Source organism: Neochlamydia sp. AcF84 (assembly GCF_011087585.1).
In the GTDB taxonomy this organism is placed as follows: domain Bacteria; phylum Chlamydiota; class Chlamydiia; order Chlamydiales; family Parachlamydiaceae; genus Neochlamydia.
Window position 1 is genome coordinate 1 of sequence record NZ_VJOT01000058.1, and the last position, 20,962, is coordinate 20,962.

Below are 20,962 nucleotides of genomic sequence, written 5' to 3' on the forward strand. Positions count from 1 at the left end.
TTTTTACAAGCGCTTGAATAGATTTAAAGTAAAGTTTGGCATCGGTAGGAAAGGCGATAGCTTTAGGCATTACGGTTGTATCGGCAATGACTTTTTTAAGGCTTTTTTTTTCACTGCGCCTGTCAGAACAGCTGCTGCAATCGTCCCTTGTAAAATCTTGCTAAGTCCAGCTTCACCCAATCTAGATCTCCATCTAATTAAAGAAGTAGGATGAATAGGCAGCGCATGATGCCAAAATTCATACCCACAAAAGTATTGCCAATAAGGATTTTCTACCCATTGATGCACCACATTTACATCCGAAAGCCCATACATATGCTGCAAGATAAAGAGCCCTACAACTAGCCTTACAGGCTTAGCTGGCTGCCCTATCTTTTCTACAAACAGCTTATCAAACTCTTCTTCCAGCTGCTTCCATTCAATCAATTTGGATAGCTGGATAAGAGGATGATCTAGATTGAGTTCATCGCTAAAGCGAGATTTAAAAAGACGGCTTTGTTGGTTATCTAGCTTGATTGGTTTCATAGTCAACTTTGCAAGAAATTAAGAGCTTTATAATGATTTAGGCGTAAACAAAGCATAGCGATTTGGGAGAAAAAACGCTCTCAAAATATGCTTAAGCATGAAATATCCTTTAAATCATGTCAAACTAAATAGATGCAGCCCTTGCCATGGATGAAAGAGGAAAAGAACTATGCTTCTACGTTTTTTGAGCAACCCTTTATACAATCGTAGGCTTTATAGATGCATCTTTTTAAATAGAGAAGTAACTTCCAAAGCATTGGATAGGCAGGCTTCATAAGCCCGCCACTTTTTATCCTTTGGCTTTCTTCTCATTTTTTTTTTTTAATCTTTTTAACCCTTTTCCCCTAATCACTTGCAGTTTCGCCATGGATGTATTCTATTTCTCTCTGTAAAACTGGGATAAAAAATTTTAATATGCTTTACTTTATTGACGTAGGAAATTTCGATGAGCTTTTTCCCACGAGTAAAATACTTTTGTTTGGCTCTCTACATCGTAACGTACTTGGATGCTAATATAAGGGTAAGGATGGCGATTATCAAAGTTACGCCCCTCCTTTTTTTTGAAAAGCTTTACAAACACTTCTTTATTCATCCAGGGCAATGTAGAGACATTAGTATCTTGCTTTTCATAACGGCTAAACTCTTGAAAATCTTTTAGCCCTTTATATTTAGGTGTTTCTAAATAATAGCCGTGAATAAGCTTAATAATTTCTTCCGGTTTGTTTTCCCATCCTTGGATATAAAAAGAGACCTCTGCGCCGATCATATGCTTAGATGATTGGTTTTCTATAGAATCATCTACATAGATATTATGCTGAGGGCAGCGATGCCCTGAGGTAATCACAATTTTTCTACCCGATTTATGCTGAAGGTAATTAAGTAAATTAATTAGAATGGGGTAGACAAATTCTTTATCGTGATGTAAAGGCAAACTATGGCGTTCTGCTCCTCCACAGTCAAAAAAACGTAAGGTCTCTTGCTTGCGATGAACGACATGCGGAGGGTTTAGGCTACTGCCTTTACAACGAAAATACTCTTTAGTGATAGAATCAAAAGAATGATTTTCCCAGGAATATAGAATGGGAGCTGATTGAGTAGCGGGCTCTGGTTTAAAAAGATATTCGTTGTGGCGGCGATAGATATATTCTCCTATAGCATTTTGCAGCCGTGCACGTTCACTTTCTGCTTCCTCAGAAAAAAAACAGCTGCTAAGAAGAAAGGCCAGAAGGAAAGTTGAAATAATAGAAAAGTAGCGCATATGAATAAATTAACTAAAATTGGAATCATTAGCTTATGCAATGGATAGATGATTATCAACTCTTTCTTTTTGATTTCGATGGTTTATTAGTTAATACCGAAGAAATTCATTTCAGAGCTTATCAGTACATGTGTAAGAAATATGGATTTAATCTTGATTGGAGCTTTACACGCTATTGCCAGGCGGCTCATTATCATGCTGAGGGATTAAAAGAGGAAATTTATCGTGAGCTGCCTGCCCTCTATGAAGTAGAACCTAACTGGGATGTTCTGTATGCTTGTAAAAAGGAAAAAGTCATCAAACTTTTACGTCATAACATCCAGCTTATGCCGGGAGTGCAGGAACTTCTAGAGGCCTTAGATAAGGCTAATATCAAACGTTGCGTGGTGACTCATTCTCCTCAGGAGCTTGTAGATACTGTTCGTTGTCAGCTTCCTATTCTCAATACCATCCCCTATTGGTTTACCCGCGAACTTTACACTCATCCTAAACCTCATCCAGAAAGCTACCTTACTGCCATCAAACAACTTGCCGATCCCCAAGATAATATTATTGGTTTTGAAGATACCCCAAGGGGTATTAAGGCTCTTTTGCAAACCTCTGCGCAGCCGGTGCTCGTTTCAAAAGCTGCTTATGATAACCTCCCTTCAAATGTGATTCGTGTTGTCGACTTTAATGTCTTAAATAATTCGCAAAAGCTAGAAAGTCTAAGGCTCTAGCCTAATACTTTTGCATGCTCGCATTTTTTACTGATATTCACCTTTTCTCTTAAAAATATTTAATAAATTCTTTGCTTCTATCGAACGGCTAGGTAGTAACCATTTTCTTTTGAGTAAAAATATTAGCCTTTCCCAATTAATCCTTCTAAGGCCCATCCATCCATTCTTTTAATGCCTCTAGCAAGGTATCTAAAGGCTCATCTTCTTGCCATTTACCTAACCATCGATAAAGCCGCAAAGCTTGATCTTCAATTCAGTCCTCTAGGAGAATTCCAGCAAGGTGACCCTATAATCAAAATTCAAAATAAGCTGTTATAGGTTTTTTCCCAGGTAATATGAGGCTTTCCCTTTAAATTTCTTGAGGAATTTTATGGTACAAGTGGTGGCAAGATTCTCCCTTGAATATCTATAAATCCTTCAAAGCTTCCTCGCCTATAACTTCTCCTCCTTAAAAAAATATATCTCCCTCATTTAAATTTTCAATAATTAACTAAATTTTATTATCTATTATTTATATTAATGTTTATTTTTTAATGTTTTTTTATTATATTTAGTTTTTTTATTAAATTATTTTTTAAATTTAAATTGTTGATAAATAACAAGCTATATTTTGTTTTATAAATTTTATTTTTGTTTAAAACTATTGTTTTTGATTATATTATTTTAATTTTATATAATTAAAATATAGTTAAAGTAGAAAATCATTTGTTAATGATCGTTAATTTAAAAGAAAGGAGTATGTAATGTCACCTTTAAAAAAAACATTATCTGGTGGCGTGGGACAGCATAATGCTCTGTTCCATACTTGTAAGGCTATAACTAAAAGTACTTCAGAAGTTCATCGCATCATGTTGCGCACAACTATTCTTCATTCTAGGTCTTACTCTATCCATCGTCTCTCCCTCCCCATAGCTACTCGTCGCCCTATCATTCAAGAGAGGGGTAAGGAGAGACTTAGTAGCGATTCTAAGGTGCAATGGGCTGCTCATTTTCATCAGCTTACAAAAAGCTCCCGCCAACCGACGCAGAGTGTAAAAGAGAGGTTACCTGTTGTCATTGCCATAAAAAAAGCTTTAAAAGTTCATGGGGCTTGTATTGTACAGGGTGCGCCCGGAACCGGTAAATCTGAGCAAATTCGCTTAGCGGTTAAAGACCCTACAACCTTTGATCTAAAAAAGGGATTTCTTACCTCTTATTTCGAATTGCACAAAAGCACTGACCAAGAGCAAGAACATCTATGGTGCGAGGGTTATTATAAGCTAAAAGGCCATGAATTAAAATGGTTGCAGGATAATTATGAAAGTATCAAAAAAGGCCTATTAGAATCTTCCTCTGATACTATTCTTTTAGATGAGTTTGACCTCGTTAACACTGCTTCCTTAGAAGGAGAGGCCTTAGAAATAGCCGAGCTAATAGCAAATTTAGCACAAGAATTACGGAAGGAAGGAAAAAAAGTGGTTTTAGTCTTGCACGAGCAAGGAATAAATTCTCCCTCTTTTCTTGAAAGCCTTAATGAACAAGGCATAATTAAGGGTTCAGGTGCCATTGTTCAGACAGATTTTATACCTGAAGAAGATCAAAAAGCTATTTTAGAGCTAATGAAGCTTCCAACAGAAGAAAAATTAAAGGCTTTAAGATATGTACAAGGGACGCCAGGAGCTTATGTTAAATTTTTACAAAGGTTAGAACAAGGCAAGCCAGTAGAACAGAAGTATAAAGATTTTCTCATAGAGGCTCACTCAAGTATAATAAATAATTTAGCGGTCCTTGAGAAAATTTATCCCGAAATTTACACAACATTGCTAGCTATTTCCTCATCTTCTCTTCAGCAAAGGATCCGAGAATTAAATGAAATACCTGCTGATAAAAAACAAGAGCTATTGAAAACTAGAATGGTAGGAAATGCAGATGGTAAGCTGGTCTTACCCTCTCTAGTCTGCGATGTGCTACAAGATCAAGTCATCAGAAAGGATATGCAGATCCTTCAGTTTAATAGGAAGACCTTAAAACTTTTAGAAGAAGAACAGCTAACTGATAAGGTGGCTCAAAACTTGCGTATGGCGGCCCATCATGCGGATAAATATGCAGGAAGTCACTCTTTACTTTCATTGGAAGGCGTACACGGGGTGATCCCTGATAAAGCTTCACTGATAAGGGAAGCTTGGAGGGTCCAAAAAGAAATAATTGCCCGTAAGATAAATCTGGAAAAAGACTATCAGACTGAAAGAAGTTCTTCTGCCCATCTTTCCTGGATAAATGATGCTTCTACTATTGCAGAATTGCACGATAGTGCTTTAGAAGTGAAAAGCGAGTTTTTAGAAATGGTAGCAGCTACTTGCCAGGAAAGTGGCGTTCACTCTTTTCATGGAGATGCAAACCAATTTCTTATTAAAACCCAGGTAAGTATGACTAGGAAAGCTAGCATATGGGCAGGTAATGGGGCAGATATTTCAGGAGCGTTAAAGAAGTTGAATGACACCATACGTACTACCTTTATTGCCAGCAACATGGATGAAATGCGTCAAGCTATTCATATATTTGCCGAAGAATCTCGAAAAAGAGGATATGAAATAGTCTTTTCTAATAAGTTTAAAGAAGATTATTCCAGTGGCTATGTGGGTATTCATGCAAAGGTTTACTTAAGAACACCGCTGACTGAAAAAAGAATCATGGGAGAGGTTCAGTTCCATTTTCATCAAGTTCATGATGGCACAAATGAATCCATTAAAGAAATGTCCCATCATTTCTTAGATCAGGTCATGCGTAAGTTAGAAGACAATACTTCCCGTGAGAAAATTTTAGAAAGTACTGGCTTATCTAATCCAAGGAGCGTAATTAAATTGTGTGAGCAGGTACAATTAAATTTATTTGGAGCAGGCATAGATCAAATAAAAATAGGATAAAGGAGATTAGCTATGGATTGGCGTTATTATGTTACCCCGGCATTTATTGCACGTACTATCGATGGAACAGTAGAAATTCGTCGACTTGATACGGACCAATGGGAAGACAAGTCATTCAATCAAGATATTTTCCATCTAATTGAACAAGATGGCTATAGTGTTTCAGAGACAGAAGCACTAACTGTCCATGAAAAATATAAGACTCTTCTCAATCATTAAGAAACCTACTTCTTTTTTAAGAGATTAAGAAAGAGATGCGAAGGGATGGTGGTGGGTTGAGAATAAATTGTCAAGCTACGACAAGCTAAGACAGGAGGTGTAGGGGAAATACTGAAAGAATCTTCTTGAATAGAACGAATTAAATGGCTGTTAGTAACGGGAATCCATCCGTCGGGAGTTTGCTCCTCGTAACCTCCTTGCGGGTGGGATCGAAAAAGCCTTCCTGTAGGGTGTCGGTAAAGAGGCATGGCGGTAGAAGTAGAATAAATAGTCATATATCTTTCTTTTGTAAGATTTAGCTTAATTTAACTTCGTTGCTCTGCCATTCTTTAGTTAAGCTAAAGAACAGCAAAGAGGCTAAGTTAATAGGTTAATAAAAATTTAAAACATTTGCAGCATGTGGAAAAAGCTAGTTGACCTTCTATAAATCTTAAAAGTAAAAGCTACTTTATGTCAAATTTTACGAGTAGTAGCTCAGCCAGCAACTTAAAATTTACCGAGATAAATAGCTTGATAAACGCGCATTATCAGATAAGAAAACACTCTACGACAGCTTCAAATTATACCTAGACTATAAGCTAACTTTTCTCCCTGCAAGTCAATTGAATGCAGGGCTTGTAGGGCTCGTAAGCATAGGTCACTATTCCGCTGATTAGATTGATAAAAAAATTCCAAGGGCTAAGATGTCGATGATGTTCGATTTGACAAGAGTTTTTTCAATTTATTGCTAATGCTTTCAAATGCTCCCCGCTTTCTTAATAAAATCTTATCTACCACTGACATTAGCTTGCTTTTCATATTCTTTCTAAGCCTAGTAATAATTTCTAAGCCCTTGTTGTAAAGCTTGATAAACAATAGGGGAAGATGCATTCCTTGTCGGCAAACATTATGCCAAAAATGTTTTTAGCCAAATCGAGACAGGGATCTCCACATCTCCTGGTGTTAACATATAAGCAAGAATTTCTCCTTTATTATTAATAATTAAATGTAGTTTGAACCTATAAAAGCACCCTGTAGAGGTTTTCCTCTTTTTGCTATCTTTTTAAAAACTTGGCCGGGATTGGATGCGACAAGTATGGCATACTGTCAATAGAGTAGAAGTGATAAATGACAAGAATTTTCTCTCTTTTTCGGCAGATTGCTACGATGGAAGAACAACCTTTTTTGACAGGAAGAAGCTAGGCGTATTGCATTCCATCATGCGGTAGAAGAATTAACACATTGCGCCAAAAAGAGCCGTTTTTCTCAAATAAGGCAAAGAATCAATCTCATTCTTTTAGCCAAACCAGAATTGCCGCATCACTTAATCGCCAAAACCTGCGGCTGCTTCTAAATGCTTGGAAGGTCTCCCCCTTTCCTTGAATTTATCTGAAAAAAAAGCGTCGGTAGATCATCTGCGAATTGTTTTTCCTTGATAAGGATACGAATTGGTTTGACTTGCCTTTTTAATTTTTTTATATTGTCTTTAAAAAAATAAAAGTACTGAAAGGTCGTCACTACCCAAGGAAATAAAATGCATCCTATCTCTTCGGCCTCTATTGAAAGCTTGCCCAATGAATTGTTGCTCCCTATCCTAGAGGCTTGCGCAGTTCCTTCCTTATTTAGCGTCTGTAAAAGATGGCATCATCTGCTGGCTTCTGAAGTCATGCCTTCCCTTTATAAAAAAATAGCCCAGCTTCATTTCCCCAGGGAAAATGCCACTACCCAGCGAACTCTTATGTTAACTAAAGTTTATCAACTCAATCCTGCACTTACCTCTACTGAAAAAGTTTATCAAGTTTTTAAACAAGTTCTTACCTTAGCTAAATCTATTTCTTCCTTAGAATTTAAAGAGAAGACAGAAGAAAAAAGAGGCTTAACGCTGGCTAATTACGCTTCTTATCTCTTAAATATTAATCGCCTTTTTCTTTGGAAAAAACTTCCTGGTGGGGAAGCATCCTTGAGCCGAGAAGAAATTAAGCACTTGTCTCTAGTAGAATTTAAATGGAAAACAGAAGAAAAAAGAGGCTTAACGCTGGCTAATTACGCTTCTTATCTCTTAAATATTAATCACCTTTTACTTTGGAAAAAACTTCCTGGTGGGGAAGAATACTTGAGCCGAGAAGAAATTAAGCACTTGCCTCTAGAGAAAAAAGGAGAGCTTCTTAGCAATTGGATTGAAGAAAATTGTAAAAACATCACGATTTTAGATTTATCTAAAGCAGGCTTAACTTATTTACCCCCAGAAATATGCCAGTTATCTAAGCTGCAAACCCTTGACTTAAACCAAAACCAGCTCACCAGCTTGCCTATTGAAATCTGGCAGCTGTCTCAGCTGCAATGGCTTATTTTAAATCAAAACCAGCTCACCAGCCTTCCTGTAGAAATAGGTCAATTGTCTAAGCTACAATGGCTTGAATTAGATCAAAACCAGCTCACCGTTCTGCCTGCAGAAATCGGGCAGCTATCCCAGCTGCAAAGGCTTGAATTAAATCAAAACCAGCTCACCGCTCTACCTACAGAAATCGGGCAGCTGTCTCAGCTGCGAGTGCTTTACTTAAATCAAAACCAGCTCACCAGCCTTCCTGCAGAAATCGGACGATTGTCTCGGCTGCAAGTGCTTAACTTAAATCAAAACCAGCTCACCGCTCGGCCTACAGAAATCGGGCAACTGTCTCAGCTGAAAAGGCTTGAATTAGCAGAAAATCCTCTGAAAGATATCGCCGAAAAAATAAGACAGCGTTTTCAATTGTAGAATAACAAGTACTTTTTAATTTGGGGTGAGCTAAAATGAAATAAAAACTTTTAGCCATCTTACTTTAAATAAGTCATCCGCTTTCCTTCCCGCAACTAAGTAATCTTAAAGTAACCTACACATTTATAATGACAAGAAGTTTCTCTCTTTTTCTGCAGATTGCTATGCTGTGAGAGCAACCTTTCTTGACAAGAAGAAGCTAGGCGTATTGTATTCCATCATTCGGTAGAAAAATTAAAACATTGCGCCAAAAAGAGCTGTTTTTCTCAAATAAGGCAAAGAATCAATCTCTTTCTTTTAGCCAAACCAAAATAAGGACACTTGTCATTAACTGGCATTTAACCTAATCTTTTTTCTGATTAATATTTTTTATCAACACCTTCATTTATTAGACCTCTTTCGAAACTCACGTATTTAATTCCCAGTTATAGATTGCTGCAATCAAGTTGAAGCGAAGAGCAAATCTTTTACGTCTATTTCTGTAGCGATCGGCTATAATTTTAAATCGCTTAAGGAGGCCAATGACGTTTTCATTGGTAACTCTTTCTCTGGATAAACTTTGATTTGTTCTTTTGTCCTCTTGAGTTAAAGGATTCTTCTTACTTCTTTTCTTGGGCATTTGGGTTTGGGCATGCAGCTTTTTTAATCCTTGATACCCTGAATCGGTTAACACTCTTATTTGTGGATTGATTTTAACCTGGGATTCTTTGAATAGCCTAAAATCATGCTTTTTGCCATTGCCATATGAAGTACAAATTACTTTTTTACTCTTCTTATCGACTACAACTTGGGTCTTTAGGGTATGTTTTTTCTTTTTCCCTGAATAATAGCGCTTTTGTTTTTTTTAGGGCGCTCAATAGGCGTTTCTGTAGCATCAACCAAAATAACCTCATATTCCGTATCGCTTTTCAAAAGCTCTTTACGTCCCGGTAAAGCAAAATCTGGATGCTTGATTAATGTATCTTCAATCCACTTCACCGCTTTATAAGCTGAGCTTTCACTGATTCCATAGCTTTGGCTAATATGGAAATAGGTTCTATATTCTCGCATATATTCCAATGCCATCAACAGCATGTCTTCTAAACGTAGTTTATATTTACGCCCGCCTTTAATCTTCTTGGCCGTATCGGCTTCCTGTAAAATTTGCACCATCTTATCAAAGGTACTACGCTTTACCCCTGTCAATCTGCGAAAGCGTTCATCATCTAATTTCTCTATCTTATCGAATTTCATGGTGCCTCCTTTAAATGTTAAGTCACCATTTTACTAAAATTCACATTTTATTCCAGTTTCGAAAGAGTTCTATTGTTATCTGGGTTCTTATTTCAATTCCGATTTCACTTTTCAATAATGCGGCTATAACATAATTTTTCTCCTTATATTGTTCAATAATCTTTTCATATTCATTGACTAAGCGCGATGTCCTACCCACCGAAATAGCTGCTTCTTCTGTAGACATACCTTTTTGTTTGCATAGCAATATTTGCTTGAAATTGGATATATACCTTTGTATCGCTGGTAAAGAGTGTTTTGTTTCTCTACTCACTTGCTGAGCAGTTTTTTGCTCGATAAAGAGCTTTTCAATAACCATTGTTTTGTGAGTTAAAGTAGGGCCTATATCATGGATAGACCCTCTTCTTGGAAGAACCTCACGGTTTTCTAATTCCCACTCCTTAATATATTTGCCTACACTTTGTGGCGATATCTTTAACAAAATAGCTAATTCCGCATGGGTTAAGCAACCTTCTTGATCAAAAGCTTGCTTCCACATCCGCGCCGCAGCTTCTTTTTTTATAACCCTTAATTTTTTCCCCTTGGCTCTTTCCATAGCATCTTACGAGATTACCAAATCTAAAATTACCGTTGTTAAACGCGTGTCTTGAATAGATTTTCCATAGGATGAAAATTCGTTGCGATGAACTGCCGGCCATGTAACTTGTCCCGGCTGCATATGAGAGGTCTGCGAATAAAATTGACGCACCATATTCGCTGACCTAATCGAAAATAGTTAAAGATTGGCTCACAAAAAACAAGGAGCATATTCGCTTGTATTATTTGCAAAGTTATTGCCTAGAACTGAACTCCGATGAATTTTTAAATCGAGATGCAAAATTCCACATTGAGAAACAATGCTTTCATACTAAAGCACAGATGGTAAAACTGCTAAATAGCCACCTTAAAATGGGGCAAAAATAGCCTTATGTCATCCAGAACTTTGTCAAGGGCTGCCATCCTAGATATGTTGCTTGAAAAAGTGTAAACTATTAGTGCTCCCCTTAATAATTATACCTCTCACTCTATCAACTTAAATCTTCCTATCAAGTTTTTGAAAGTCTCTTAGCGATACAAAGAAGTCATTTTCTTCATGATATCCGGGATTACCATAAATTTCAACCCTCGTAAGCTTAGAAAGTTGAGGAAGAGAAGTTAGCTTATTATTGCTTAGGTAAAGCTCTTGCAGCTGAGAAAGCTGCCCTATCTTAGCAGGAATAACGGTTAGCTGATTATTACTTAAGTTAAGCGCTATTAGCTGAGAAAGCTGCCATAACTCTGCAGGAATGGTCGCTATTTGGTTTTCTTCTAATCCAAGTAATTCCAGCTGAGAAAGCTGCCCAATGGCTGCAGGAAGACTGGTGAGCTGGTTGTTGCCTAAGCCAAGTGTGCGCAGCAGAGAAAGCTGCCCAACTTCTGCGGGCAGGCTGGTGAGCTGGTTGTTGCTTAGGTAAAGCGCTTGCAGCTGAGAAAGCTGCCCAACTTCTGCGGGCAGGCTGGTGAGCTGGTTGTTGCTTAGGTAAAGCGCTTGCAGCTGAGAAAGCTGCCCTATCTCTGCAGAGATAGCGGCTAGCTGGTTATTGTCTAAGTCAAGCGTACGCAGCTGAGAAAGCTGCCATAACTCTGCAGGAATGGTCGCTATTTGGTTTTCTTCTAATCCAAGTAATTCCAGCTGAGAAAGCTGTCCAATGGCTTTAGGAAGACTAGTAAGCCGGTTGTTTTGTAGGTGAAGCTCTTGCAGCAGAGAAAGCTGCCCAAGGGCTGCAGGAAGAGATGTTAGCTGGTTGCTGCTTAGCCAAATCTTCTTCAGCTGAGAAAGCTGCCATAACTCTTTAGGAATGGTCGCTATTTGGTTTTCTTCTAATCCAAGTAATTCCAGCTGAGAAAGCTGTCCAATGGCTGCAGGAAGATTGGTCAGCTGGTTGTTTTGTAGGTAAAGCTCTTGCAGCAGAGAAAGCTGCCCAATCTGAGCAGGAAGAGCTGTTAGCTGGTTGCTGCTTAGCCAAAGCTTCTTCAGCTGAGAAAGCTGAGCGATAGCTGCGGGAAACGCGGTTAGCTGGTTGTTGTGTAGGTAAAGCTCTCGTAGCTGAGAAAGCTGCCTGATGGTTGTAGGAATAATGGTTAAATAGTTGTCGTTTAAGCCAAGCGTGCGCAGCTGAGAAAGCTGCCCCATGGCTGGAGGAATAACGGCTAGCTGGTTGCTACTTAGGTAAAGCTCTTGTAGCTGAGAAAGCTGCGCTATCTCTGCAGGAAGGAAGATAAGCTGGTTGCTGTTTAAATGGAGAGCTCGCAGCTGAGAAAGCTGCCCTACCTCAACAGGAAGAGCGGTTAGCTGGTTGTGCTCCAAGTTAAGCGCTTGCAGCTGAGAAAGTTGCGCTATCTCTACTGGAAGAGTGGTTAGCTGGTTGTGCTCCAAGTTAAGCACATCCAGCTGAGCTAACTGGCCTATCTCGGCAGGAAGGAAGATAAGCTGGTTGCTGTTTATATTAAGGTATCGCAGCTGAGAAAGCTGCCCTATATCTGCAGGAAGAGTGGTTAGCTGGTTGTTCTCCAAGTTAAGCACTTGCAGCTGAGAAAGGGGCCACAGCTCGGCAGGCAGTCTGGTAAGCTGGTTGTTTTGTAGGTAAAGCTTTTGTAGCTGAGAAAGCTGTCCAATGGCTGCAGGAAGGCTGGTGAGCTGGTTGTTGTTTAAGTCAAGAATGCGCAGCCGAGAAAGCTGCCATAGCTCGGCAGGCAAAATTGTTAGCTGGTTGTTGCCTAGGCCAAGCGTGTGCAGCTGAGAAAGCTGTCCGATGGCGGCAGGGACAGCGGTTAGCTGGTTGTTTTGTAGGTAAAGCTCTTGCAGCTGAGAAAGCTGCCCAATTGCTGCGGGAAGAGCTGCTAGCTGGTTGTTGTTTAAGTTAAGAATGTGCAGCCGAGAAAGCTGCCATAACTCGGCAGGCAAAATTGTTAGCCGGTTGTTGCCTAAGCCAAGCGTGTGCAGCTTAGCAAGCAGTCCAATGGCTGCAGGAAGACTGGTGAGCTGGTTGTTGCCTAAGCAAAGCGTGTGCAGCTGAGAAAGCTGTCCAATGGCTGCAGGGACAACGGTTAGCTGGTTTTGGCTCAAATCAAGCCCTTCTAGATTAGTAAGTTGCCCTATATCTTCAGGAAGCGCAGTTAGCTGGTTGCCGCTTAAGTAAAGACTTTGCAGTTGAGAAAGTTGTCCGATGCCTGCAGGAATAGCGGTTAGCTGGTTGCGCTCCAAGTTAAGCACTTGCAGCTGAGAAAGCTGCCACAGCTCAGCAGGCAGAATTGTTAGCTGGTTGCCGCTTAGCTCAAGCTTTTGCAGCCTAGTAAGCTGCATAATTTCTGGTGGTAAAGAGGTCAAGCCTAACTTATCTAAGTTCAGAGAGGTAATATCTTTACCGTACTCTTTTATCCACTGCGTTAGCACCTCTCCTTTTTTCTTTAAAGGTAAACCTTTAATGTGTGGTTGGTTTAAAAACCCTGCTCCCCCTGGTAGCTTCTGCCAGATTAAGAGACGGTCAATATTCAGCAGATAGGAGGAATAATTAGAAAGGGTAAAAGCCTTGCTTTCCGTAGCATTTCCTTCAAATTCTATAGGAGAAAGAGAAGCGGCTAAGGTAAAAAGCTTTTGAAAGATGTGGGATACTTTTTCTTCGATAGGAAGATTAGGTTTAATTTCATAAATCTCATCTAAAATGCCAGCTTGTGCTATAAAATTCCTGTTCCCTTCAGGAAAATGAATCTGAACAATTGCATTGTAAAGCAATTTCATGGAAAAAGGTGTGATAGATGAAGTAGAAGGAGGTTGAATCTCTTTAGTTGCACTAAACAAAGAAGTGTTAGTAGTAGCAAGTTGAGAAGTAGGGTTAAACAAAGAAGGGGTAGAAATAGAAGTTTGAGAAGCCACTGTGGGAAGGGGAGAAGAGGGCACTTGATAGATTTGGCGCAATTTTTCGACAGCAAATTGCCTAATCTTTTTATTCTCTCCTAATAATTTTTCCGTCCATTTATAGCCTAGCTTATCTTTCTGGGTCAGTTCTTCACTGTCCTGGCCCATCAACTCTTCCAATTGATTCTCTAGCATTTTCTTTAAGGTTGAATGCTCTTGAATGGAAGGTTCTTCTAAAAGATTGAATAAGAGCTCAGTATAGCGTTCTTTATAAGAGTCTGAAGAAGGAAGGCTTTTTTCTTTACCTTTTTCTTCATTATCAAAACAAACAGGGAGCGGCTGTGAGGATGAAGAAGCTTCGGAAGAGCGTTTAAGGCAAAATTCAAGATAGGCTTGGGCTTTTTCATAGGCAGGAGTTAATTGCAAAGCTTGCAGTAAAGCTTCTATAGCAGTGGCATGCTCTCCTTTTTCAGCAAGTTCTTTACCACGTAAGAAATGTCCTACAGCTTCTTCGCTAGGTTCATGCTTAATTTCTTCTAAGGGATGAGATTCAGCCGTTTCAGCTAGGTGCCTCACCGTATAGTTGGGTGCATGTCTTTCAATAAGCCTTCTATCTAGGGGACAAAGTTTATTACGTGCTAAGCATTGGATCACGGTATCTTCGTTAAAGGTATGGCCACAAGGAAACAAAGTAACAGCGCGAGTCATCAGCTCTCCTGAGACCACATCTTCTATATTCTCTGACACTGTAGTGCGGAAAGTTATCTGGGTGGTAGAAGTAGGATTTGACGGCACCATATAAGCTCCTTAAGTTTTTGTGGTAAGAAATTACCATACCTTTTTGCCAAAAACTTACTCTTTTTCCTCTTTATTAAGCAATTTTTATTTTGAAAGTTAAAAAAGAGAAAGACTCGCCTGTATTGCATGAGTCGATATCTTTTCCATTAGCCTGATGGGAAAGTGGGTTGGCAATAAAGATTAGCTTTCATCCTAAGTTGGGACAAAAGCTCATCGATCATGGTTTAGAGCTATTAACAAGCATACGATCAAATCTGAAATAGAAGTTGATGTCCTTTCAGGACAAAATCCTGCTAATAAAAAGATTTATAATCGAAATTGTAAACGATCAATTAAAAGGCATCCACCTTTCTAGCATAAAAGGTATAAGAAGTGGAGGAAACTCTCTAGCCAATATGCTGGCAGGAATAGCAGCCTATAGCCATCAATCAAAAAAGCCTTCTTTGAGGTTTGATGTTTAAGAAACAGGCTTCTTGATTGCTGCCTGAATAACTCAAAATTGAAATTCAATAGATAACCTTCATAAGAAATAGAGCGTGAGGGGGAGCGGATTTACCAGCACAGCGGCGGTCTTTAGAAGCAAAAATCTCAGGGATAGAGGAGATTGAACGTTTATTACAAGCAATTTCTAGAAGAGTACCGGTAATATTGCGCACCATTTTATAAAGGAAGCCTTCGGCTTCAAATTCTAAGCACAAACCTTCTTCGGTAGGCACAACATCAAGCCTTTGGAGAGTTCTTATGGGGTCATGGGCCGCAACTCCTGAATGGGCTTCATTGGCAAAAGCAGTAAAATCATGAGTGCCTATAAAAAGTTGAGCTGCTTCTTTTAAAGAATCGCTATCTATTTTCTCGCTCACATGAAGGGAATACAAGCGATTGAAAGGATTTAAAGTAGGCTTAAGATGAAGATAATAATGGTAAATTTTTCCTTTTGCACTATAGCGGGCATGAAAATTAAGAGGAACTTTTTCGATGCTAGGGATACGAATATCTCTAGGCAATATACCATTTAGGGAATGCAAGAAACGTCTAGGATCAATTGGAAGGGAAGTTTTAAAGTTAGCAACTTGTCCTAAAGCATGGACTCCAGCGTCTGTTCTTCCCGACCCTATTAAGGAGGTAGGATGTCTTAGCACTATCTTAAGGGTTTCCTCAATCTTTTGCTGAATAGCTATACCATTAGGTTGAATCTGCCAACCACTGTACTGAGTGCCATCATAGGCAATAATCATTTTATAATTATATTCTTCCATGGTCTAGATAGGCTCATTGAGCAGATGTTTAGCTAGAATAAGATCTTCGGGAGTGGTAATCTTAAGATTTGTATAGCACCCCTCCACTAATTTGACAGGGTATCCAAGATGTTCGGCTAAAGAGACATCGTCAGTGACCTCTAAATGATGTGTAAGGGCGTGGGCAAAGCCTTGTTCCAAAATATCTTTGCGAATAACTTGAGGAGTCTGAACTTCCCAATATCTGGAGCGATCAGGTGTTTGCTTAACAATATGATTTCCGTCGTGCTCTTTAATTGTAAATTTAATAGGCATGCCAGCTGCAGCGGCTCCGTGCTGGAAGGCTGCTTTTAAGACACGTTGCACTAGGGGAGGGGTAATAATAGGGCGAGCAGAGTCATGAATGCAGACAAAGCCTGCTTGCGAAGTAAGAGCCTTTAAGCCATTGAAAACAGAGTCTTGCCGATGCTTACCAGGACAGGCAAACTTTAAGGGTATTGAAAGCTCGGGGTAAGAAAAAAACTTTTGATAGGCAAGCTCACAAACTACTACCATTTCTATCACTTCGGGTAAGGTTTTAAAAACATCCAAACTATAAGTAGCGATGATCTTATTATGGAGAGTAAGAAATTGTTTAGGAGTAGCATTTTGCATGCGCAAACCTTGGCCCCCGCATAAAAGAATAACGCTTACTTTTTGAGAAGTCATGATTTTAAGTCTCTAAGGTCAGCAGAAGGAGTTCAGGCATAGAAAACCATCGAAAGGGCATGACGCTACCTATGCCCCGGTTGACGTAAATCCATTTATCTTGCATGCATATTAAGCCTTTTTTTAAGTAAGGATTTTCCATCAAGGTAAATTTTTTCCATAGCCAGGGAAGATTAACTTGGCCTCCATGGGTATGTCCACATAGGATAACATCCCAAGAAAAATTTAGCAAATGAGGTACAATGTCCGGATTATGAGCAATGACAAGTCCAGGGAAACGGGGGTCAACAGTTTGAAAAGCTAATGCAGGGGCATGCCGACCTGTGGAATACTCTTCTAAACCCACTATATTAATAAAAGTATCCTTTATGGGAACCAAGAGGGATTCGTTTTTTAGTAAGCGAAAATGAGTTTTCCCTAAAGTTTTTTCCAACTCCGCATGAGGTCTTACTGCCCTAGCACGATCAGTTGCTCTTCTTGACAAAATTTTAGTGGTCCATAAACGTTTCAAAACTTTATCTATAGACCCGGTAGAAGCGGGGAGAACATCATATTCTCCTTGTTCATTTACAGAGACAAAAGCATTATAATCGTGATTGCCTAAAACGGCAAAACATCCGTAAGGTGCTTTTAACGAGGTAAAAAATTGTTCAAGTCTCACCAAATCGCGAGAAAGAGAAAAACAAAGAAAATCTCCTGTAAATACAATGATATCAGGTTGGAAGCTTTCAATTTTTCTTTTAATTTTTTCTAGAAATCTTTGGGGAACTTGAGGATGAAGATGTAAATCTGAGAATTGGGCTATCTTTAATCCGTGTAGATCTTTAGGTAAATAGGAAATCTTAAACCTTTTAAAGGTCCTGCTTACCAATTTATTTTCAATAAAACGCGGCCAGATGCCTATAATCGACAGGCAGCACCAAAGGTCCCAAAAAAAATTAGGTAAATTAATAATAAATTTGTTGAATCTATGACTTTTTTTCATGGAGCTGTTAGAATTTTAAGGGAGATCTTTACAAATGAAAAGGAAAAAATGCTAACCATTAATTTATAAGGCATTAAAGATTAGCATTTTTATAGAAGAGTTTAAGAATTAGCTGCTTCTGGCTCTTTAATATGCTTGGAAAGCTTGCTTGTCATTTTAAACATATCAATACTCTGACTTCCAAGAACCTTAGCTAATTTAGCATCGGGATTGATGTTTCTTTTATTTTGAGCGTCTTGAAGGTTATGTTTTTTAATATATTCCCACACTTTTTTTGTGATCTCCGTACGCGGCATAGAGCCTTGTCCGACGATTTCTGCCAATTCAGGGCTCACCTGTACGGGTTTCATAAAGGCCGAATTTTTTTTTGTCATCATTTACTCCTTATGCGTTGTTAAAGGATATTGCTTTTTTCCAAATAACTGTTAAATCAAGTTAGCTAGATTGTCTCGATAACATTCCTAGCTAGGGGATTCTTTGTAGCGCTGTTTTCATTTATAAGTCAAAAGAAATCATAAGAAAAAAGCATTAAGATCGATTATTGGATTAGGGATAAAATCAAATTCTTTGCTATAAATGCTTCCATCTTAACCAAGTAAAAGAAAAATATCATGTCGACATCTACTTCTGCTATACATTCTATCAAACATAGCCTTAAAAGGTTAAAATCTCTTACGGCTCAATTGAAAAACGCTAAGAAGATTGACGAGCGGCTTGATATATTGAATCGAAATCCCGAAGTACAAGCTTTTCTACAGCAAAACTCCTACTTAAAAGATTTTCTTTTTTGCTGTAATGCTCAAGCACAAGTCATTATTAAGTCTTTATTAGCTTTAGGCCAAGGTTCTATAATTTTTCAAGGGATGCATCAACATTCGAATCCTCACCTAGCTCTTAATCAATTAATTGAAAGCTTAGCACCCGCTGAAGACTTTTATGCGATGATAGGTGGCTTGGTTGGCTATCATTGCGTTATGTTACAACTTATTGAAGAAAAAGAATTAGGGAAGGAGGAAGATAACTTTTTATCACCCTTAGAACGTTATAGTAAGCCGCCAGGCTATGATATATCCCGTGAAACCCCTTTCGTAAGGAAAGCAATCCGAGAAGCTGTGGAAAAGATGCCTTTGATGGCAGAAATATATCCAGTAGGGGGAGCGGGAGATCGCTTACAATTGCAGGATGAAAAAACCGGTGAAGATTTGCCTTCAGCAGAATTGCTTTTTGAGGGAAGAACGTTATTAGAAGGATTAATTCGCGATTTGCAAGCGCGCGAATATTTGTATTATAAATTAACCGGAAAATATTTAATCGTTCCTGTGGCTATGATGACTTCTGATGAGAAAAATAATCATAGGCATATTCTCGATATTTGTAAGCGGTCGAGTTGGTTTGGGCGGCCGCAAGATACGTTCGACTTCTTTAAGCAGCCTTTAGTGCCTGTCCTGACTAAGCAAGGAGAGTGGGCAGTGGCAGAATCCATGCGAGTTATCTTTAAGCCCGGCGGGCATGGAGTTATTTGGAAACTGGCCGTAGAAGCAGGTGTGATCGATCGTTTGTTAAAGAAAGGTTACACTAAAGCCTTGGTACGGCAGATCAATAACCCTGCCGCTTCGACTGATTATGGGCTGCTTGCTTTTAGTGGGTGTGGAATTCTAAATAACCAAAGTTTAGGATTTGCCTCTTGTCCTCGTCTGTTAAATACAGCCGAAGGTATGAATGTGTTGATAGAGAAAAAGAGCAATCAAGGATATGAGTATTGCATTTCTAATATTGAATATCCAGATTTTGTAAAAAGAAATATTCCAGAAATAGCTGAACAGCAAGGAGGCTTTTACTCTGCACTTCCTGCAAATACTAATATATTATTTATTGATTTAATGGCGATTAAAAATTTAGTGAATAGCTACCCAATTCCTGGCATGTTAATTAACATGAAGCATAAGGTCGCTTGCCTTTCTTTAGAAGGAAGAAGGCAACAGGTGGATGCAGGGCGGCTAGAATCGCTTATGCAGAATATTGCTGATGTAATAACTACTCATTTTCCTCAAAGGCAAGAGCATTTGGAAGCTAAAGACCTTGGCACATTTGTTACCTATAACCAGAGAAGGAAAACAATTTCAGTGACAAAAAAAGCATTTGCAGAAGGGCAATCTTTTTTGGAAACTCCCGAGGGTTGCTACTGGGATCAACTAAAAAACCATTATGAATTGTTTACTCATCATTGCAAAATGCAGCTTCCTGAAGTGCCTCATGAGGATCAATACATTCAAGAGGGGCCGGCTTGTATCACTTCCTTTCATCCAGCTTTAGGTCCTCTATATTCGGTAATTGCGCAGAAAATTCAGGGAGGAAGTTTAAGTTTAAATTCCGAGATGGTTTTAGAAATTTCTGAACTTATTCTGCAAAAAGTGAATATAAAAGGCAGCCTATTGATTTATGCAGAAAATGTAGTAGGCCATAAAAATGCTCAAGGGATCATTACGTATAGTGAAAAGGTAGGACGTTGTGTGCTGAAGAATGTATGTGTGGTTAATCGAGGGATTAATAAAAAGCTTTCTTCTTCTTATTGGAAAAAGCAAATGGTTAGAGATGAATCTTTAAAGATTACCTTGAAAGGATGTTCAGAATTTATTGCTGAAAATGTTACTTTAGAAGGCAATCTAGAGATTGAGGTTGCTGATGGAGAGCGTGTAATTGCTCAGAATAGGGAAGGAGAACTAGCGTTTATTAGAGAGCAAATAAGGGTTCCTCGTCCTCTATTTACCTATTTCTTTGATAAAGAAGATAGAATTATTTTAGAAAAACACTTAGACACATGAATGCGTCTAAGTGTTAAACATGCACCTTGACTAGAAGGTATGACGAGAAAAGGTAACAGGATTGCGGCCAAAAGCAAACATCACTGCACCTGCAACAAATAATAACGCACCTGCTGCTACTGTGGCAACAGCACGAGCAACTTGCTGCTTTTTAGATTTAAGAGTCAAGCTTGCTCCTAATCCAGAGAGGCCAGCTGTTCCTAGGATAGCTCCAATACCGTAACCAGAACGAAGATAAGCAGGAAAATTTTTAAAAAAATCAACAGTTGCAAACCATATCCTGGCTACAAGTGTTTTAATTGCCCTAGCGCCATGGTTAAATTGACGCCCTAACCATGTTACGCCTGACTTTACAGTATCTCCTAGTGATCTTACACTTAAAGAAGCGGTGCTTTGTACATTAGTAGTTTCGACCATAAAAATCCTCCAGGATTTCTTTTGAATGTTAATAAAAAATATTTCAAACCAACCGAGCTTGCATTTTTTCAGAAAGAAAATATCCTTACTATACGATTTGCCTCATTTTCTTGCAACAAAGAGGCAAGCTAACAAAAGATAGAAAATTTTTAATTTCTTTGCTTTCGATCCAGTTTGAGCTTGTCAAAAGTTCTTTAACTTTATAAGTATCGCATTTTATCATTCTCTATATTAAAAGGAAATTTATTTTAATCAGACTTTATTATATTGCTTAAAGATGGTGTTGTAGTAATATTTTAATTCGTCCCTTTAAATTTATTTTACAAAATTATCTAGGAATAATGGGGTTAAAAGAGGCGTTGTTGCGTAAATGCTAAGAAGTGTATGCGATAAGATTGCTCTTTAACACATAAGAGCTATAAAATTAGTTTGCAACAACAAAAATATAGGCAAGCTATGGAAAAAAAGCCCT

At 38.6% G+C, this 20,962-nt stretch carries 15 protein-coding genes and 1 pseudogene; 5 read left to right on the top strand and 11 right to left on the bottom strand.

What is annotated here, in order from left to right; all coding sequences use genetic code 11:
* Positions 1-69: 69 nt before the first annotated feature.
* Both NEOC84_RS06700 and NEOC84_RS06705 read right to left on the bottom strand, forming a co-directional pair.
* On the bottom strand, positions 70-525 hold the full coding sequence (locus NEOC84_RS06700) for a transposase (RefSeq protein ID WP_166157054.1): 456 nt from the start codon (positions 523-525) through the stop codon (positions 70-72).
* Positions 526-949: 424 nt separating this feature from the next.
* Positions 950-1,783 carry a D-Ala-D-Ala carboxypeptidase family metallohydrolase gene (locus tag NEOC84_RS06705; protein ID WP_166157057.1) on the bottom strand — a complete coding sequence of 278 codons (834 nt, stop codon included), beginning with the start codon at positions 1,781-1,783 and terminating at the stop codon, positions 950-952.
* Positions 1,784-1,818: 35 nt separating this feature from the next.
* Between NEOC84_RS06705 and NEOC84_RS06710 the strand changes: the two genes are divergently transcribed.
* The 3 genes from NEOC84_RS06710 to NEOC84_RS06720 all read left to right on the top strand — a co-directional run bounded on the left by NEOC84_RS06710 (position 1,819) and on the right by NEOC84_RS06720 (position 5,624).
* Positions 1,819-2,502: an HAD family phosphatase gene (locus NEOC84_RS06710; protein ID WP_166157060.1), complete on the top strand. Its 684-nt coding sequence runs from the start codon at positions 1,819-1,821 to the stop codon at positions 2,500-2,502.
* Between the two features lie 743 nt (positions 2,503-3,245).
* The gene (locus tag NEOC84_RS06715) at positions 3,246-5,405 is read left to right on the top strand and encodes a hypothetical protein (RefSeq protein WP_166157063.1); all 2,160 of its coding nucleotides are present in this window, start codon (positions 3,246-3,248) and stop codon (positions 5,403-5,405) included.
* 12 nt (positions 5,406-5,417) lie between these two features.
* A complete protein-coding gene (locus NEOC84_RS06720) occupies positions 5,418-5,624 on the top strand; it encodes a hypothetical protein (RefSeq protein WP_166157066.1) in 207 nt (68 codons plus the stop codon).
* Between the two features lie 5 nt (positions 5,625-5,629).
* On the opposite strand, the gene NEOC84_RS06725 is transcribed toward NEOC84_RS06720, so the two are convergent.
* Complete coding sequence (locus NEOC84_RS06725; RefSeq protein ID WP_166157069.1) at positions 5,630-5,899, bottom strand: hypothetical protein; 270 nt, start codon at positions 5,897-5,899, stop codon at positions 5,630-5,632.
* A gap of 1,238 nt (positions 5,900-7,137) precedes the next feature.
* Here NEOC84_RS06725 and NEOC84_RS06740 point away from each other — a divergent pair.
* Entirely contained in the window at positions 7,138-8,358 is a 1,221-nt protein-coding gene (locus tag NEOC84_RS06740) for a leucine-rich repeat domain-containing protein (protein WP_207391822.1), read from the top strand.
* A 406-nt stretch (positions 8,359-8,764) separates the two neighbouring features.
* Here NEOC84_RS06740 and NEOC84_RS06745 read toward each other — a convergent pair.
* From NEOC84_RS06745 to NEOC84_RS06780, 7 genes and pseudogenes are all read right to left on the bottom strand, one after another.
* A protein-coding gene (locus tag NEOC84_RS06745) for an IS5 family transposase (RefSeq protein WP_242678224.1) occupies positions 8,765-9,591 on the bottom strand; the annotation gives its coding sequence in 2 pieces (ribosomal slippage) (positions 8,765-9,204 and positions 9,204-9,591; 828 coding nt in all).
* A gap of 40 nt (positions 9,592-9,631) precedes the next feature.
* Positions 9,632-10,342: pseudogene (locus tag NEOC84_RS06750) on the bottom strand (DUF1670 domain-containing protein).
* A gap of 321 nt (positions 10,343-10,663) precedes the next feature.
* Positions 10,664-14,323: a leucine-rich repeat domain-containing protein gene (locus tag NEOC84_RS06760; RefSeq protein WP_166157081.1), complete on the bottom strand. Its 3,660-nt coding sequence runs from the start codon at positions 14,321-14,323 to the stop codon at positions 10,664-10,666.
* Positions 14,324-14,829: 506 nt separating this feature from the next.
* Positions 14,830-15,579 (bottom strand): tRNA pseudouridine(38-40) synthase TruA, encoded by a 750-nt coding sequence (truA, locus tag NEOC84_RS06765; protein WP_166157084.1) that lies wholly within the window; start codon positions 15,577-15,579, stop codon positions 14,830-14,832.
* A gap of 3 nt (positions 15,580-15,582) precedes the next feature.
* Positions 15,583-16,266, bottom strand: coding sequence for a 2-C-methyl-D-erythritol 4-phosphate cytidylyltransferase (gene ispD / locus NEOC84_RS06770; RefSeq protein WP_166157087.1), 684 nt, complete (start codon positions 16,264-16,266; stop codon positions 15,583-15,585).
* Between the two features lie 4 nt (positions 16,267-16,270).
* Entirely contained in the window at positions 16,271-17,251 is a 981-nt protein-coding gene (gene lpxG, locus NEOC84_RS06775) for a UDP-2,3-diacylglucosamine diphosphatase LpxG (protein WP_166157090.1), read from the bottom strand.
* Positions 17,252-17,352: 101 nt separating this feature from the next.
* Entirely contained in the window at positions 17,353-17,628 is a 276-nt protein-coding gene (locus tag NEOC84_RS06780; RefSeq protein WP_166157093.1) for an SWIB/MDM2 domain-containing protein, read from the bottom strand.
* A 234-nt stretch (positions 17,629-17,862) separates the two neighbouring features.
* Between NEOC84_RS06780 and NEOC84_RS06785 the strand changes: the two genes are divergently transcribed.
* Positions 17,863-20,073, top strand: a complete 2,211-nt coding sequence (locus NEOC84_RS06785) for a UTP--glucose-1-phosphate uridylyltransferase (RefSeq protein WP_166157096.1) — start codon at positions 17,863-17,865, stop codon at positions 20,071-20,073.
* Between the two features lie 30 nt (positions 20,074-20,103).
* Here the strand turns inward: NEOC84_RS06785 and NEOC84_RS06790 are convergent, their stop codons facing one another.
* Complete coding sequence (locus tag NEOC84_RS06790) at positions 20,104-20,490, bottom strand: hypothetical protein (RefSeq protein ID WP_166157099.1); 387 nt, start codon at positions 20,488-20,490, stop codon at positions 20,104-20,106.
* Between the last annotated feature and the right edge of the window lie 472 nt (positions 20,491-20,962).

Excerpts from the sequence above, each read along its gene's own strand:
- ispD (WP_166157087.1), bottom strand. The coding sequence starts at position 16,266 with ATGACTTCTCAAAAAGTAAGCGTTATTCTTTTATGCGGGGGCCAAGGT.
- NEOC84_RS06790 (WP_166157099.1), bottom strand. The coding sequence starts at position 20,490 with ATGGTCGAAACTACTAATGTACAAAGCACCGCTTCTTTAAGTGTAAGA.
- NEOC84_RS06760 (WP_166157081.1), bottom strand. The coding sequence starts at position 14,323 with ATGGTGCCGTCAAATCCTACTTCTACCACCCAGATAACTTTCCGCACT.
- NEOC84_RS06785 (WP_166157096.1), top strand. The coding sequence starts at position 17,863 with ATGTCGACATCTACTTCTGCTATACATTCTATCAAACATAGCCTTAAA.
- lpxG (WP_166157090.1), bottom strand. The coding sequence starts at position 17,251 with ATGAAAAAAAGTCATAGATTCAACAAATTTATTATTAATTTACCTAAT.
- NEOC84_RS06700 (WP_166157054.1), bottom strand. The coding sequence starts at position 525 with ATGAAACCAATCAAGCTAGATAACCAACAAAGCCGTCTTTTTAAATCT.
- NEOC84_RS06715 (WP_166157063.1), top strand. The coding sequence starts at position 3,246 with ATGTCACCTTTAAAAAAAACATTATCTGGTGGCGTGGGACAGCATAAT.
- NEOC84_RS06725 (WP_166157069.1), bottom strand. The coding sequence starts at position 5,899 with ATGACTATTTATTCTACTTCTACCGCCATGCCTCTTTACCGACACCCT.
- NEOC84_RS06780 (WP_166157093.1), bottom strand. The coding sequence starts at position 17,628 with ATGATGACAAAAAAAAATTCGGCCTTTATGAAACCCGTACAGGTGAGC.
- NEOC84_RS06710 (WP_166157060.1), top strand. The coding sequence starts at position 1,819 with ATGCAATGGATAGATGATTATCAACTCTTTCTTTTTGATTTCGATGGT.
- NEOC84_RS06720 (WP_166157066.1), top strand. The coding sequence starts at position 5,418 with ATGGATTGGCGTTATTATGTTACCCCGGCATTTATTGCACGTACTATC.
- NEOC84_RS06705 (WP_166157057.1), bottom strand. The coding sequence starts at position 1,783 with ATGCGCTACTTTTCTATTATTTCAACTTTCCTTCTGGCCTTTCTTCTT.
- truA (WP_166157084.1), bottom strand. The coding sequence starts at position 15,579 with ATGGAAGAATATAATTATAAAATGATTATTGCCTATGATGGCACTCAG.
- NEOC84_RS06740 (WP_207391822.1), top strand. The coding sequence starts at position 7,138 with ATGCATCCTATCTCTTCGGCCTCTATTGAAAGCTTGCCCAATGAATTG.